General features: G+C 71.5%; 12 protein-coding genes. 7 read left to right on the top strand and 5 right to left on the bottom strand.

What is annotated here, in order from left to right; all coding sequences use genetic code 11:
- Positions 1 to 16: 16 nt before the first annotated feature.
- The gene (locus tag OP79_RS50355; RefSeq protein WP_078491647.1) at positions 17 to 1,729 is read right to left on the bottom strand and encodes a phosphorylase family protein; all 1,713 of its coding nucleotides are present in this window, start codon (positions 1,727 to 1,729) and stop codon (positions 17 to 19) included.
- A gap of 173 nt (positions 1,730 to 1,902) precedes the next feature.
- On the bottom strand, positions 1,903 to 3,333 hold the full coding sequence (locus OP79_RS06855) for a dihydrolipoyl dehydrogenase family protein (protein ID WP_033319070.1): 1,431 nt from the start codon (positions 3,331 to 3,333) through the stop codon (positions 1,903 to 1,905).
- Positions 3,334 to 3,473: 140 nt separating this feature from the next.
- On the opposite strand from OP79_RS06855, the gene trxA reads away from it, so the two are divergent.
- The gene (trxA, locus tag OP79_RS06860; RefSeq protein WP_033319071.1) at positions 3,474 to 3,851 is read left to right on the top strand and encodes a thioredoxin; all 378 of its coding nucleotides are present in this window, start codon (positions 3,474 to 3,476) and stop codon (positions 3,849 to 3,851) included.
- 10 nt (positions 3,852 to 3,861) lie between these two features.
- Here the strand turns inward: trxA and OP79_RS06865 are convergent, their stop codons facing one another.
- Together OP79_RS06865 and OP79_RS06870 are read right to left on the bottom strand one after the other, a co-directional pair.
- A complete protein-coding gene (locus tag OP79_RS06865; protein ID WP_033319072.1) occupies positions 3,862 to 5,046 on the bottom strand; it encodes a 4-hydroxybenzoate 3-monooxygenase in 1,185 nt (394 codons plus the stop codon).
- 27 nt (positions 5,047 to 5,073) lie between these two features.
- The gene (locus OP79_RS06870; RefSeq protein ID WP_033319177.1) at positions 5,074 to 6,108 is read right to left on the bottom strand and encodes a LacI family DNA-binding transcriptional regulator; all 1,035 of its coding nucleotides are present in this window, start codon (positions 6,106 to 6,108) and stop codon (positions 5,074 to 5,076) included.
- A 178-nt stretch (positions 6,109 to 6,286) separates the two neighbouring features.
- Between OP79_RS06870 and OP79_RS06875 the strand changes: the two genes are divergently transcribed.
- Both OP79_RS06875 and OP79_RS06880 read left to right on the top strand, forming a co-directional pair.
- Positions 6,287 to 7,729 (top strand): amidase, encoded by a 1,443-nt coding sequence (locus tag OP79_RS06875; RefSeq protein ID WP_051744454.1) that lies wholly within the window; start codon positions 6,287 to 6,289, stop codon positions 7,727 to 7,729.
- A gap of 47 nt (positions 7,730 to 7,776) precedes the next feature.
- Positions 7,777 to 8,238: a type II toxin-antitoxin system PemK/MazF family toxin gene (locus tag OP79_RS06880; protein WP_033319073.1), complete on the top strand. Its 462-nt coding sequence runs from the start codon at positions 7,777 to 7,779 to the stop codon at positions 8,236 to 8,238.
- Here the strand turns inward: OP79_RS06880 and OP79_RS06885 are convergent.
- On the bottom strand, positions 8,223 to 9,149 hold the full coding sequence (locus OP79_RS06885; protein ID WP_078491648.1) for a TIGR02452 family protein: 927 nt from the start codon (positions 9,147 to 9,149) through the stop codon (positions 8,223 to 8,225). The two genes, OP79_RS06880 and OP79_RS06885, sit on opposite strands and share 16 nt — an antisense overlap.
- 234 nt (positions 9,150 to 9,383) lie before the next feature.
- Between OP79_RS06885 and egtA the strand changes: the two genes are divergently transcribed.
- The 4 genes from egtA to egtD are packed head-to-tail and all read left to right on the top strand — an operon-like array spanning position 9,384 to position 13,835.
- Positions 9,384 to 10,760, top strand: a complete 1,377-nt coding sequence (gene egtA / locus OP79_RS06890; protein ID WP_078491649.1) for an ergothioneine biosynthesis glutamate--cysteine ligase EgtA — start codon at positions 9,384 to 9,386, stop codon at positions 10,758 to 10,760.
- The gene (egtB, locus tag OP79_RS06895) at positions 10,757 to 12,085 is read left to right on the top strand and encodes an ergothioneine biosynthesis protein EgtB (protein ID WP_033319074.1); all 1,329 of its coding nucleotides are present in this window, start codon (positions 10,757 to 10,759) and stop codon (positions 12,083 to 12,085) included. The genes egtA and egtB overlap by 4 nt, the downstream gene beginning before the upstream one ends.
- A complete protein-coding gene (gene egtC, locus OP79_RS06900) occupies positions 12,085 to 12,876 on the top strand; it encodes an ergothioneine biosynthesis protein EgtC (RefSeq protein WP_033319075.1) in 792 nt (263 codons plus the stop codon). The genes egtB and egtC overlap by 1 nt, the downstream gene beginning before the upstream one ends.
- Positions 12,873 to 13,835 carry an L-histidine N(alpha)-methyltransferase gene (gene egtD / locus OP79_RS06905; protein ID WP_033319076.1) on the top strand — a complete coding sequence of 321 codons (963 nt, stop codon included), beginning with the start codon at positions 12,873 to 12,875 and terminating at the stop codon, positions 13,833 to 13,835. The genes egtC and egtD overlap by 4 nt, the downstream gene beginning before the upstream one ends.
- The last annotated feature ends 45 nt before the right edge of the window (positions 13,836 to 13,880 follow it).

Below are 13,880 nucleotides of genomic sequence, written 5' to 3' on the forward strand. Positions count from 1 at the left end.
CGCTCCTCAGCGAGTTTCAGCGGACGAGTGGCAGCTCGCGGGCGGCGGCCAGCAGTTCCAGCCGGAGGTCGCGGATGCCGGGGCGGGCGGCGGGGTCCTGCTGCAACGCGTCGACGACCGCCTGCGCGAGGCGGGGCGGCACAGAGCCGGCCGGGCGGTACGGCGGCAGCCCGGGAGCGGGTGGCCGACCGGTCACCGCATGCTGCAGCAGTGCTCCGAGCTGGTAGACGTCGGTGGCGGGGCCGGGGCGGACGGCCGCGCCGTGCCGCTGCTCGGGAGCCTGGTAAGGCCCCGCGTTCTCCCCCGGACGCGGCGGAACGGCGGCGAGTCCGAGGTCACGCAACACCATTCGGGGCCGGTCCATGACGACCGCGGTCGGCCGGAGCGCCCGGTGGGAGCACCCCTTGCCGTGCAACCGGCCGAGGAGCTCCGCAACCGCGGCAAGACCCTGCACGGTCAGGTGCAGCCGCAAGGGGTCCGGTGGGGCTGAGGGCTCGGGCAACAGCTCGCGCAGGGTGTCCAGCGGGCGCCCCGACTTGGCGTCCGCCGGCCACTCCAGGGCGAGGGTCGCCGTGTTCCGCTGGCGACCTAGATACACGACCTCGGGTCCACGGAAATCGCGGCACAGCTCTGCCTCCCGCTCCAGCGCCGACAGGGGGGTGAGGCCCGAGCCGCGCTCCGGTCGCAGCAACTCCACCTGGCGCAGCCAGACATAAGTACCACGAGTGTTACGGTCCGGCACGAGCCGCGCCCTAGCCTGACGGCGGACCACGTCGCCATCACGCGACTCGTGGAGCAGGTCACCCGGTCCTTCGTAAAGGAGGTACTCCTGGCCTCCGGCCTCGACCACGGGCTGGCTCTCCCAGGTCTTACGGCCGGTGTCCCGGCCGGGACCGGTCACCACGACGGCCGCGGGGCGCCGCGGCGGCTCTTCGTCCGCCGTCGACGGCGGCGGCTGCCCGGCGGGCCGGAGATCGCGCAGCACCCGGAGCGCGAAGGCGGCGGCGTGCCGCGACGCCGTCCGCTGGGACCCCCGAGCGTCGGCCACCGCCTTCTCGCCGTCCGCGAAGTCGCTGATGCCGCGGACAGTCAGCATGTGCACGCCGTGGTGCATCCTGGCTGCCTGGGCGGCCCCGTGGCTCTCCATGTCGACGGCCACGGCGTCGTTGTAGTGCCTTCGGATCCGGCGGACCGTCTCTGAATCGCGCCAATCGATCAGTACGTCACCCGAGGTGAGCGGTTCGAAGCGCACGTCGGGCTGCGCGGAGGGGTGCGGGGCGGGCGCCAGGAAGGACCAGGGTCCGTTGCGGCAGGCGGAGCGAACCAACTGGTCCATGTCGTACGCCGGTTCCCAGGCCACCGGCCGGGCGCTGAACCCGTCTTCGCTCTCGCGGCCGCCGTGATAGCTGTAGATCTTGCTGGCGACGACGACGTCACCGAGGCGCAGGTTGTCCTTGAGAGCAGCGGCGACGCCGACGAAGAAGACCGCGGCGGCGGTGAAGTGGTCAACGGCGTGCTGGGTGATGAGCGCGGCGCGGGTGTTGGTGGGGCCCGTCTCAGCCAGTGCTATCTGCCAGTCGAGGCCGGATATCCGCCCGACGTCGAAGCGGGTGCCCTGCCGTGACCCGACCTCGCGGACATCCTTCAGATGCCGCCGCACCGCCTCATACTCCACCGGCAAAGCCGTGAGCACGACGACGGTGGGCAGCCGTGTCCTCGCTCCCCCCAACGGAACACCTCACCTTTCACGGAACCTCATGGCACGGACAAGCGGCTCAAGTGACGGGAGGGATCACTCTAGCCACGATGATCCGCAACCGTTCGGCAACTCCGTGCCTGTTCCCTCCCCGATCGCTTTGTTCCGTATGCGCTCACCACCTTTTCGATTTCGTGCGGCAGCTGCTAACCCCTGTACGCCTCCAGCAACCGCAACCACACCTCACTCACCGTCGGATAGGCCGGCACCGCATGCCAGAGCCGGTCAACCGGCACCTCCCCGGCCACCGCGATCGTCGCCGAGTGGAGGAGTTCGCTGACGCCGGGGCCGACGAAGGTGACGCCGCGGAGGGTTTCGGTGTCGAGGTCGACGATCATGCGGGCCCGGCCGCGGTAGCCGTCGGCGTAGAGGCCGGCGCCCGCTACCGAGGCGAGGTCGATGTCGACCGCGCGGACGCGGTGGCCGGCCTGTTCGGCCTCGGCGAGGGAGAGGCCGACCGCGGCGGCCTCCGGGTCGGTGAAGACGACCTGGGGGACGGCGGCGTGGTCGGCGGTCGCGGCGTGGGCGCCCCAGGAGTTGGACTCCAGGAGGGGGACGCCTGCGGCGCGCGCGGCGATCGCGGCGCCCGCGATACGGGCCTGGTACTTGCCCTGGTGGGTCAGCAGCGCACGGCGGTTGACGTCCCCGACTCCGTACAGCCACTTGCTGCCCGTCACCAGGCAGCTGTCGTCGACCGTGAGCCAGGAGCCGGGTTCCAGACCGACCGTGTCCAGGCCGACGTCGTCGGTGCGCGGAGCGCGGCCGGTGGCGAAGAGGATCTCGTCGGCCTCGATACGGTCGCCCTTGTCCGTCATGACCACGACTGCCGAGCCGTTCCGCGTCACCGACTCCACCGACGTGCCGGTCCGCACATCCGCGCCCGCCTCGATCAGCGCCTCGGCGACCAGTTCCCCGGCGAAGGGCTCCATGCGGGGCAGCAGGCCCTTGCCGCGGACGAGAACCGTGACCCGGGAGCCGAGGGCCTGCCAGGCAGTGGCCATCTCGACGCCGACGACACCGCCGCCGACGACCACGAGAGAGCCCGGCACCGCCTGCGCACTGGTGGCTTCGCGGCTCGTCCACGGCTTGATCTCGGCGATTCCCGGCAGTTCGGGCACGACGGCACGGCTGCCGGTGCAGACGGCCACGGCGTGCCGGGCGGTGAGCACATGCTGCTCGCCCCCGGGTCCGGCGACCGTGACCCGGCGCGGCCCGGCGAGCCGCCCGTGCCCGCGGTAGAAGTCGGCGCCGATGCTGTCCAGCCATGCGATCTGGCCGTCGTCCTTCCAGTTCGAGGTGTAGTAGTCCCGGTGGGCGAGGACCGCGGCGGCGTCGAGGGGCCCCTGCACGGACTGCCGCAGGCCGGGCACCCTGCGTGCGTCAGCCCGGGCGATCACCGGGCGCAGCAGGGCCTTGCTGGGCATGCACGCCCAGTACGAGCATTCGCCGCCGACCAGTTCGCTCTCCACGACCGCCGTGGAGAGGCCGGCCGCGCGCGTGCGGTCGGCGACGTTCTCCCCCACGGGACCGGCTCCGAGCACCACGACGTCGTACGCGATGGTTTCCGTTTCCGTCATGGGCCCAGTCTGGTTCATGAGCTCAGTCTGCTGGGTGGTGTGCGCCGAAGCCACACGGGTACGCGCGCGGAATACGCCACCGACAGGCACCGTTGTGCACAGCGGCCACGCCCCGAAACCAGGAAGTGGGAATCAACGCCATGAGCAGCACCGTGGAGCTCACCAAGGACAACTTCGACCAGATGGTCACGGACAACGAATTCGTCCTGATCGACTTCTGGGCGTCCTGGTGCGGGCCCTGCCGGCAGTTCGCGCCCGTCTACGAGAAGGCCGCGGAGTCCAACCCCGACCTGGTCTTCGGCAAGGTGGACACCGAGGCTCAGCCGGAGCTGGCCCAGGCCTTCAACATCCAGTCGATTCCGACGCTGATGATCGTCCGCGACCAGGTGGCGATCTTCGCCCAGCCCGGGGCGCTGCCCGAGGCCGCGCTGACGGACGTCATCGGACAGGCCCGGAAGCTGGACATGGAGGAAGTCCGCAAGTCCATCGAGGAGCAGCAGGCTCAGCCGGAGCAGTGACCGGGCCGACTCACAGCGGCAGAGGCAGCGGCAGCCCCGTGTAGTTCGCAGCCAGTTCCGCGGCCGCGGGGCGGGACGCCGTGATCCGGCGCAACCTTGCGAGTTGCAGCCGGTGTTCGAAGGCGTCCCCGTCCGGGTCGGTGTGCAGCATCCGGGTCATGTCGTACGAGAAACGTGTCGCCTGCCATACCCGGTCCAGGCACAACTCCGAGTAGCGGTCGAGGAGTTGGGCCGAGCCGGTGCGGTGCAGCTCGATGAGGGCTCGGGCGAGGACGCGTACGTCGGACACCGCGAGGTTGAGCCCCTTCGCGCCGGTCGGCGGCACGATGTGCGCGGCGTCCCCGGCGAGCAGCAGCCGTCCGTGACGCATCGGCTCGTGTACGTAACTCCTCATCGACGTAACGGACTTGGAGGTGATCGGCCCACGCTCCAGGTGCCAGTCGGCGTCGATCGCGAAGCGGGCGGACAGCTCGTCCCAGATGCGGTCGTCCGGCCAGTCGTCCGGGGACGTGTCGTTGGGGACCTGCAGATACAGCCGCGACACCGATGACGAGCGCATGCTGTGCAGCGCGAAGCCTCCCTCGCCGCGCGCGTAGATCAACTCCTCGCAGGAGGGCGGCACATCGGCCAGGACGCCGAGCCAGGAGTACGGGTAGTCGTGCTCGTATGTGCGGCTCACGGCGGGCGGGAACGTGTCGCGCGAGATGCCGTGGAAGCCGTCGCAGCCGATCACCCAGTCGCAGGTGAGGGTCTGTTCACGGCCTTGGTGTACGAAGCGTACGGCGGGTGTGTCGCTCTCCGGCCGCTCGACCGCGAGGGCCTCCGCCTCGAACAACAGCTGGGGGCCGTCGGCGAGTTGGAGCGCGATGAGGTCCTTCACGATCTCCGTCTGGGCGTAGATCGTGACGGTACGGCCGCCGGTGAGCACCGGGAAGTCGATGTGGTGCCGCTCGCGGTCGAAGCGCAGCTCGATGCCGTTGTGGACCAGGCCGTCGACCTCCAGCCGGTCGGCGGCGCCGCACTCGCGCAGCGCGTCCACCGTGCCCTGCTCCAGCATTCCGGCCCGCTGGCGCTGCTCGACGTACGCGCGTGTTCTGCTCTCCAGGACGACACAGTCAAGACCTGCCCGGTGCAGCAGCCGGGCGAGCAACAGCCCGGCGGGGCCGCCACCGATGATGCCGATCGTGGTCCGCATGAACACGCCTCCCACGTACGCGAGTTGTCAGGTGGACGCACGGTGTACGACGGTCGCTCCCAGTACCCCGTGCGTTTCGGGTGCGGCGCTCGAGTCACGCACCGCGCGGTCGACCAGTTCGGCGAGCTCCTGTCCGGACGGAAGCTCGATATGGACGGTGCTCAGGCGCGGACGCAGCAGCCGGCCAAGCATCAGGTCGTCGGCGCCGATGACGGCCGTGTCGTCCGGGATGCGGATGCCCTCGTCCTTCAGGGCGCTCATCAGGAGCATGGCGTACTCATCGTTGTACGCGAACACGGCGTCCAGGCCCAAGGAGCTCCAGCCCTTGGCGAGTTGGGCCGCGGCCTCCTCCTCGTAGGCCAGCGGCACCTCGGTCACCGTGGCGTCCTTCCCGTGCAGCGCCTGTCGTACGCCTTCGAGCCGGGGCTTGGAGAACAGTTCCAGCTCGGGGTCCTCGGGCATCACGACGCCGACGCGGCGGCGGCCCCGGGCCAGCAAGTGCGCGCCGGCTGAGTGGCCGACGACGCTGTGGTCCATGAGCAGCGCGTGGGCGCCCTCGACGCGCTCGGGTCCGAGCGTGACGACGGCGCGCGCGCCGGAGCGTTTGAGGACGGCCACGCCCTGCGGGCCGAGTCCGCTGCCGGGCACCAGGACGGCGACCGGTCGCAGCTCCGCCCAGGCGCGGGCCGCCTCGTCGCCCTGGAGGCCGACACTGCCGTACTGCACGACGGTGTAGTCGAGGCGGCTGAGCGCCCACTGGAGTTCGTTGAAGAACTGGCTGTAGAGCGGGCCCGCCGGCACGGTCGGCGCGGGCATCAGCACCATGCGGCTGTGCCCGGCGCGCAGGCTGCGGGCGGCGGCGTGCGGAACGTATCCGAGGTCCCTGGCGGCCTGATGGACGCGGCGGCGCGTGGGCTCGCTGATCCGTACGGCGCCCGTGTTGTTCAGGACGTAGGAGACGGTCGCGCGTGAGACTCCCGCCAGGCGGGCAACGTCGGAGCTCGTCGGCACGGAGCGCTGCGCGGGCAGGGGCGGGGCGGGCTGTTCCGGTATCTGCACCATGACGTAACGCATCTTTCCAGAAGCCCTCCGTGGCGCCTGTTGTGGGTCTCGGTTCGCCTCCGGGGCGCGGCAGCACGTACGGAATCCCCTGGCTTACGAGGGAAGTTGCGCATCCTGTACCGGAAATCGAGCCTGGGGGTTACCGTTCGGTAATCACTGTGCTTCCGGAGGTGTCTGTATGGCTCCCGACCGTGCCCCAGGGCTGGCTGAGTGCGCTCGCGCCCTTGCCGACGGCAAGGTGTCGTCGCGCGAGCTGGTCGAGGAGGCGCTGGCCAGGATCGAGGCGACGCAGGGCACGTTGAACGCGTTCCGGCTGGTGCGGGCCGAGGCGGCGCTCGCCGAGGCCGAGGCGGCGGACAAGGAGCTGGCGGCGGGAGTGCGGCGGCCGTTGCTCGGGGTGCCGGTGGCGGTGAAGGACGACACGGACGTGGCGGGCGAGCCGACGGCGTTCGGCTGCCGCGGGGAGTTCGAGCCGGTGGCCGAGGACGGCGAGGCGGTACGAAGGCTGCGGGCGGCCGGGGCGATCGTCGTGGGCAAGACGAACACCTGCGAGTTCGGGCAGTGGCCGTTCACCGAGGGGCCCGCCTTCGGGGAGACCCGCAACCCGTGGCACACCGGGCACACGCCGGGCGGCTCGTCCGGCGGTTCGGCGGCGGCGGTCGCGGCGGGCCTTGTGCCGGCCGCGCTGGGCTCGGACGGCGCGGGTTCGGTACGGATCCCGGCCTCGTGGACGCATCTGATCGGGATCAAGCCGCAGCGCGGCCGGATCTCGACCTGGCCGCGCGCGGAGGCCTTCCAGGGGGTCACGGTGAACGGCACGCTGGCCCGCACCGTCGAGGACGCCGCGCTGCTCCTGGACGCGGCGAGCGGCTCTCACGCACGTGATCTGCACCGGCCGCCCGCGCTGTCCGTGTCGGACGCGGTGGGCCGGGAGCCGGGCCGGCTGCGGATCGCGCTGTCGCTGAAGCCGCCGTTCACGGCGTTCCCCGCGCGGCTGCGGCCGGATGTACGGGCGCGGGTCGTCGCGCTCGCGGAGCGGCTGACCGCGCTCGGGCACGAGGTCGAGGAGGCCGATCCGGCGTACGGGCAGATCGGGTTGACGTTCGTCCCGCGTGCCACCGCCGGGATCGCCGAGCGGGTGCGCGAGGCGCCCCACCCCCAGCTGCTCGACCGGCGTACGCGTGAGACGGCTCGCGTGGGCCGGCTGCTCGGCGGGGCTCCGCTGCGGCTGGCGCGCCGTGCGGAGGCGATGCTGCACCGGCGTATCGGCGCGCTCTTCGAGACGTACGACGTGGTGCTCGCGCCCACGACGGCTGCTCCCCCGCCGCGGATCGGCGCCCTCGCGCAGCTGAACGGTCTGGGCACCGACCGCGCCATGATCGCCGCCTGCCCGTACGCCTGGCCGTGGAACGTACTGGGCTGGCCCGGCGTGAACGTCCCCGCGGGCTTCGTCGACGACACTCTGCCCGTGGGTGCGCAGCTCCTCGGCCCGGCGAACAGCGAACCGCTCCTCGTGTCGCTGGCCGCGCAGCTGGAGGCGGACCTGCGGTGGCACGAGCAGTGGCCGGCGCTTGAATTCGACGGCGCTGTACGGGAGTTCAGGCCGCCTGCCGCTTCGTAGGCGCCCCGCTCGGTGGGCGGTTACGTGGGGGCTCTACCGTGACTCGGGTGACTGCCTTCACCGATGACGCTGCCCATGCTTCCGACGTCCCCGGCCGCTACGGGCCCTCGGCGACCACCGAGGCGGAGCCCCGCGAGGTGGGGCGGGTCCGCACGGAGTACTCGCCCGCGCACGACGGCGACCCCGATCCGGGGGAGATCGTCTGGACGTGGGTGCCCTTCGAGGAGAACGACGGCCGGGGCAAGGACCGCCCGGTGCTCGTGGTCGCACGCGAGGCCGCCGGTACGTTTCTCGCCGTGCAGTTGTCCAGCAAGCGGCACGACGGCTCCCGCGAGTGGGTGCCGATCGGCAGTGGGCCGTGGGATCGGTCGGGGCGCGACTCGTGGGTTTCGGTGGACCGGGTGCTGCGGCTCCATGAGGCAGGGATGCGGCGGGAGGCGTGCGCACTGGACCGGATGCGGTTCAACTCCGTGGTGCACCGGCTTCGGGAGCGCTACGGCTGGCGCTGAACGCCGTGCGTGGCCTCCGTGCCCGTCGCCGCCCCCGCGCCCGTCGCGGCTCCGGCTCCGGCTCCGGCTCCGGCTCCGGCTCCGGCTCCGGCGAACGCTCGCTCGAAAGCGCCCCGGACCACGGCCCCCCGCGTGCGATCGAGCACGCCGAACACGACGTGCTCGAAGGAGCCGGAGAACCGGCCACCGTCGCCGAGCAGGGCACGGAACGCGCCCGCCACCTGATCCGGATCGTTCTGGAACACCCCGCATCCCCAGGCGCCGAGCACCAGCCGTCGGTAGCCGCCCGCCACGGCCGTCTCCAGAACCCGCTCGGCCCTGGTCCCGAGGGCGCGCGGGAGTTCAGCCACACGCTCCGGCGTGGTGCGCAGCACGACTCCGGCGTTGGGTGCGGCGGCGGTCAGGAAGCCGACGGTGTACGGCTCGTCGAGCAGGCGTCCCCGGTCGTCGCGGAAGACCGGCACCGCCGGTGAGTGAATCACCCGGTCGCTGTAGAACGCGTCGCGGTGTTCGCGGTGATGGTCGTAGAACTCGCGTGCCCGCAGCACGCACGCGTACAGCGCGGAGGCCCGGCACAGGGCCTCTTCCTGGGCCTGGGCGCCGTTCAGATAGCCCCCGCCGGGGTTGCGCGCCGAGGAGAAGTTCAGGACCGCGACCGGGCCGGTGCTCCGTACGGAGCCGGTGAGCCGACGGGCCGCCTCCAGACTGCTCTCGCCCGTGACCTCGAAGAACGTGGGTACGGGAGCGGCCCGCGGAATGTCCACCGGACCGGGCCCGTACATGCGCGTGCCCTCCTGGGCGGCGGCCACCGCCGCGGCGATCGAGACCTCGCGCCCGTCGGACGCGTGGTACGAACCCGCCGCGACGATCTCCTCCGTCTGCCGTGCGATGCCCCTCAGGCGCGCGCTCATGGCGTCACCCCCGTGAACGCCGCGATCGCGCCCCGCGTGATCTCCCCCGTCGTGCTCATGAACGCATCGTGAGCGATCCTTGTACTGCGCCGCAACAGAGTTTCCCAGCCCCAAGAACACCGATGCGCACTCTTGTGCGAAACGGCGTGAGCGTCTTGGGTGGATGGGTGATTGCCGGGCCGGCCCATCCGACACCGGGCCGGCGGCATGGTGGAATCTCAGGAGGATCCCGACATGTCCGATTCGGAAAGTGACTGTACGGAGCGCCGCTCCGCCGTCACCGAGGCCGAAGTGGAGGCCCTGGTCCGGGGCATCTGCTTCAAGACCGGGCCACCCCGTTTCCTCGGTGTCGAAGTGGAATGGTTCATCCGCGAGCTGCGCTTCCCGCGGCTCCCCGTAAGACCGGAACGACTCGAAGCGGCGTACGCCGCACTGCGGGCCCTGCCCTTACGGTCGGCGCTCACCGTCGAACCCGGCGGCCAGTTGGAGCTCAGCTCCCCCGCCGCCGCCTCCCTGATGGAGTGCATCGGGTCCGTCTCCGCCGACCTCGACGCCGTACGCGCGGTACTGCGCGAGGCGGGTCTCGGCCTCACCGGAATAGGCCAGGAGCCCTGGCACCCGCCCACCCGTTTCCTCCATGAGCCGCGCTATGACGCCATGGAGAGGTACCTCGACCGTACGGGCCCCGAGGGCCGCGCCATGATGTGCAGCTCGGCCTCCGTCCAGGTGTGTCTGGACGCCGGGTACGAGGAACCGGGCCCCCTCGGGCACGGGCGGCGTTGGTGGCTGGCGCACCAACTGGGTGCGGTTCTGGTGGCCGCCTTCGCCCACTCGCCGCTGGCCCAAGGGCGGCACACGGGCTGGCGCTCGTCCCGGCAGTCCCTGTGGACCGCGATGGACCCGGGGCGATCGAGTGCCCCGCCCCTCGACGGCGATCCGCGGACGGCCTGGGCACGGCATGTGCTCGACGCGCCGGTGATGTGCGTACGAGGTCGGGACGGCGACACCTGGGACGTACCGGACGGCATGAGTTTCCGGGCGTGGACCCGGTCCGGCGCGCCGCCGGGCCGGGAGGACCTCGACTACCACCTGACGACTCTGTTCCCGCCGGTCCGTCCGCGTGGCCATCTGGAACTCCGCATGATCGACGCGCAGCCGGGCGACGACGGATGGATCGTGCCGCTCGCCGTGGCGGCGGCGCTGTTCGACGACGCGGAGGCCGCCGAGACTGCGTACAGGACCGTCAAACCCCTTGCGGAGCGGGCCGATTCACTGGCTGCTCCGCGCAATCCGCTGTGGATCGCGGCAGCCCGGTCGGGCCTTGCCGATCCGGAGCTGCGCGAGGCGGCAGTCACCTGTTTCGCGGCGGCGGCCAAGGCCCTGCCCCGGCTCGGTGCCACCGCCGAAGTCCAGGAAGCCGTAGCTCAGTTCACCGACCGCTACGTGGCCCGGGGCCGCTGCCCGGCCGACGACCTGCTCGACGCCATGGAACTCGACGCCACCGAAGTGGACGCCGCCGAACTGGAGGCCATCGGCCTGGACACCACCGCCCTGATCGACCGCGCCCACGGCACGCAACACCCGCACCACGGGAAGGACATCCGCTCATGACCGCCCCCGACCTCACCGACCCGGAGACGCTCAGGGAGCGCGCCCTGGCGGCGCTGACCACGGCCCGCGACCGCACCGCCCTGCTGACCTCGTGCGTGGAGGATCCCGATCTCACCGCGCAGCACTCGCCGTTGATGTCCCCACTGGTCTGGGACCTCGCGCACATCGGCAACCAGGAGGAGATGTGGCTGCTGCGGGAGGTCGCGGGGCGTGACGCGATACGGCCCGAGATCGACGGCCTGTACGACGCGTTCGAGCACCCGCGCGCCGAACGGCCCTCCCTGCCGCTGCTGCCGCCGGACGAGGCCCGCCGCTATGCCGCCGAGGTGCGCGGCCGGGCGCTCGACGTCCTGGAGGGCACGCGCTTTCGCGGTACGCCGCTGACCGAGGCGGGCTTCGCCTTCGGCATGATCGCCCAGCACGAACAACAGCACGACGAGACGATGCTGATCACCCATCAGCTGCGCAAGGGACCCGCCGCTCTCACGGCACCGGATCCCACGCCCGCGCCGCCGTTCACCGGACCGGCCGAAGTCCTGGTCCCCGGCGGCCCGTTCACGATGGGCACGTCGGCCGAACCATGGGCGCTGGACAACGAGCGGCCCGCACACCGGCGTCTCGTACCGCCGTTCTTCATCGACACCACGCCAGTGACGAACGCCGCGTACCAGGCGTTCATCGCGGACGGCGGCTACGGCGATCCCCGCTGGTGGGACCCCGACGGCTGGGCCCACATCCGTACGCACTCCATCGAGGCGCCGCTTTTCTGGCGCCGCGACGGCGGCCAGTGGCTGCGGCGACGCTTCGGCGTCACCGAGGTCGTACCGCCCGACGAGCCTGTGCTGCACGTCAGTTGGTACGAGGCGGACGCCTACGCACGCTGGGCCGGGCGGCGGCTGCCCACCGAGACCGAGTGGGAGAAGGCGGCCAGGCACGACCCGGCGGCCGACCGCTCCACGCGCTATCCGTGGGGTGACGCCGACCCGACGCCCGAGCACGCCAACCTCGGTCAGCGCCATCTGCGGCCGGCCCCCGCCGGAAGCTATCCAGCAGGGGAATCACCGCTGGGCGTACGGCAGTTGATAGGCGACGTCTGGGAGTGGACGGCGAGCGACTTCCTGCCGTACCCGGGGTTCACGGCCTTCCCGTACAAGGAGTACTCGGAGGTGTTCTTCGGGCCGGAGCACAAGGTGCTGCGCGGCGGCTCGTTCGCGGTCGACGCCGTGGCCTGCCGGGGGACGTTCCGCAACTGGGACTATCCGATCCGGCGGCAGATCTTCTCCGGATTCCGTACGGCGCGCGACGCTGCCGCGGAGATCGCCTGATGTGCCGTCACCTCGCCTACCTGGGGCCCGAGGAGCCGCTCGGCAGACTCCTCGTGGAACCGGCGCACAGCCTGTTCCGCCAGTCGTGGGCGCCGCGCCGGCAGCGGCACGGGACCGTCAACGCCGATGGTTTCGGGGTCGGTTGGTACGCCGAAGGGGACCCGAGACCTGCGCGGTACCGGCGTACGGGTCCCATCTGGGGCGACCAGTCCTTCACCGACCTGGCTCGGGTGGTGCGCTCGGGCGCGCTGCTCGCCGCGGTACGCGACGCGACCGTGGCGGGCGCGGACGGGGAGGCCGCGGCAGCGCCGTACTCCGCGGGCCCCTGGCTGTTCAGCCACAACGGCGCGATCAGCGGCTGGCCGCGTTCCCTGGCCCCGCTCGCGCAGACCCTGCCGTCTGCCGAACTGCTGTCACTGGAGGCGCGCTGCGACTCGGCCCTCGTCTGGGCCCTGATCCTCAACCGGCTCCGCGCCGGCTACGAGGAGGGGCAGGCGCTAGCCGACACGGTCCTGGACGTCGCGGCAGCCGCGCCCGGCTCGCGGCTCAACCTCCTTCTCACCAACGGCGAGACGATCGCCGCGACCGCCTGGGGCGACACCCTCTGGTATCTCACCGAGCCCGGCCGCCGCACCGTCGTGGCCTCCGAGCCGTACGACGACGATCCGCACTGGCAGGAAGTACCCGACCGCACCCTGCTGGCCGCAAGCCGCACAGACGTCCTGCTCACACCACTCAAGGACGTCGACGAACCCATGGCATCCGACCTGTACAAGGAGCCCCGTACGTGAGCACGTTCCTGGTCACCCGCACCCTGCCCGAGGACGCCACCGAGGCCGCGCTACGCGCCGACGTCCTGCACGGCCTGAACCGCACGCCCAAAACGCTCCCGCCGAAGTGGTTCTACGACGCCCATGGCAGCGAGCTCTTCGAGAAGATCACCGAACTGCCCGAGTACTACCCCACACGCGCGGAGCGCGAGATCCTCGTCGCCCGCGCCGCCGAGATCGCCGACGCGACCGGCGCGCGCACCCTGGTCGAACTGGGCTCCGGCTCCTCCGACAAGACCCGGCATCTGCTCGACGCACTGCCTGCTCTGCACACGTACGTGCCGGTCGACGTGAGCGAGAGCGCGCTCACGCAGGCCGGGCAGGCGCTGATCGCCGAGCACCCGTCGCTCAATGTGCACGCGCTGATCGCCGACTTCACCGGCGGCCTCACCCTGCCCGGCACACCCGGGCCGCGGCTCGTCGCGTTCCTGGGTGGCACGATCGGCAACCTGCTCCCCGCCGAACGGGCCACGTTCCTGGCCTCCGTACGCACCCTCCTCTCCCCCGGCGACGCCCTGCTGCTGGGCACCGACCTGGTGAAGGACGAGTCAGTACTGGTCGACGCCTACGACGACGCGGCAGGAGTGACGGCCGCGTTCAACAAGAACGTCCTCTCCGTCGTCAATCGCGAACTCGGCGCCGACTTCGACCCCGACGACTTCGCCCATGTCGCCCTCTGGGACGCCGAGGAGGAGTGGATCGAGATGCGGCTGCGCGCGCGTTCGCGGCTGACCGTGAAGATCCCCGCGCTCGATCTCGCCGTCGACTTCACGGCCGGTGAGGAGCTGCGGACCGAGGTCTCGGCAAAGTTCCGCGAGGACGGCGTACGCGGTGAAATGGCCGCGGCCGGGCTGGAGATGACGCACTGGTGGACGGACGAGGAGGGACGGTTCGCGCTGTCGCTGAGCATGGCCCGGTGACGGGTCGCGGTCCTCCGCCTCGTACGGCACCTTGGGAATGACGCG

Origin of the sequence: Streptomyces yerevanensis, assembly GCF_000716805.1 — a bacterium.
GTDB classification, from domain to species: domain Bacteria; phylum Actinomycetota; class Actinomycetes; order Streptomycetales; family Streptomycetaceae; genus Streptomyces; species Streptomyces flaveus.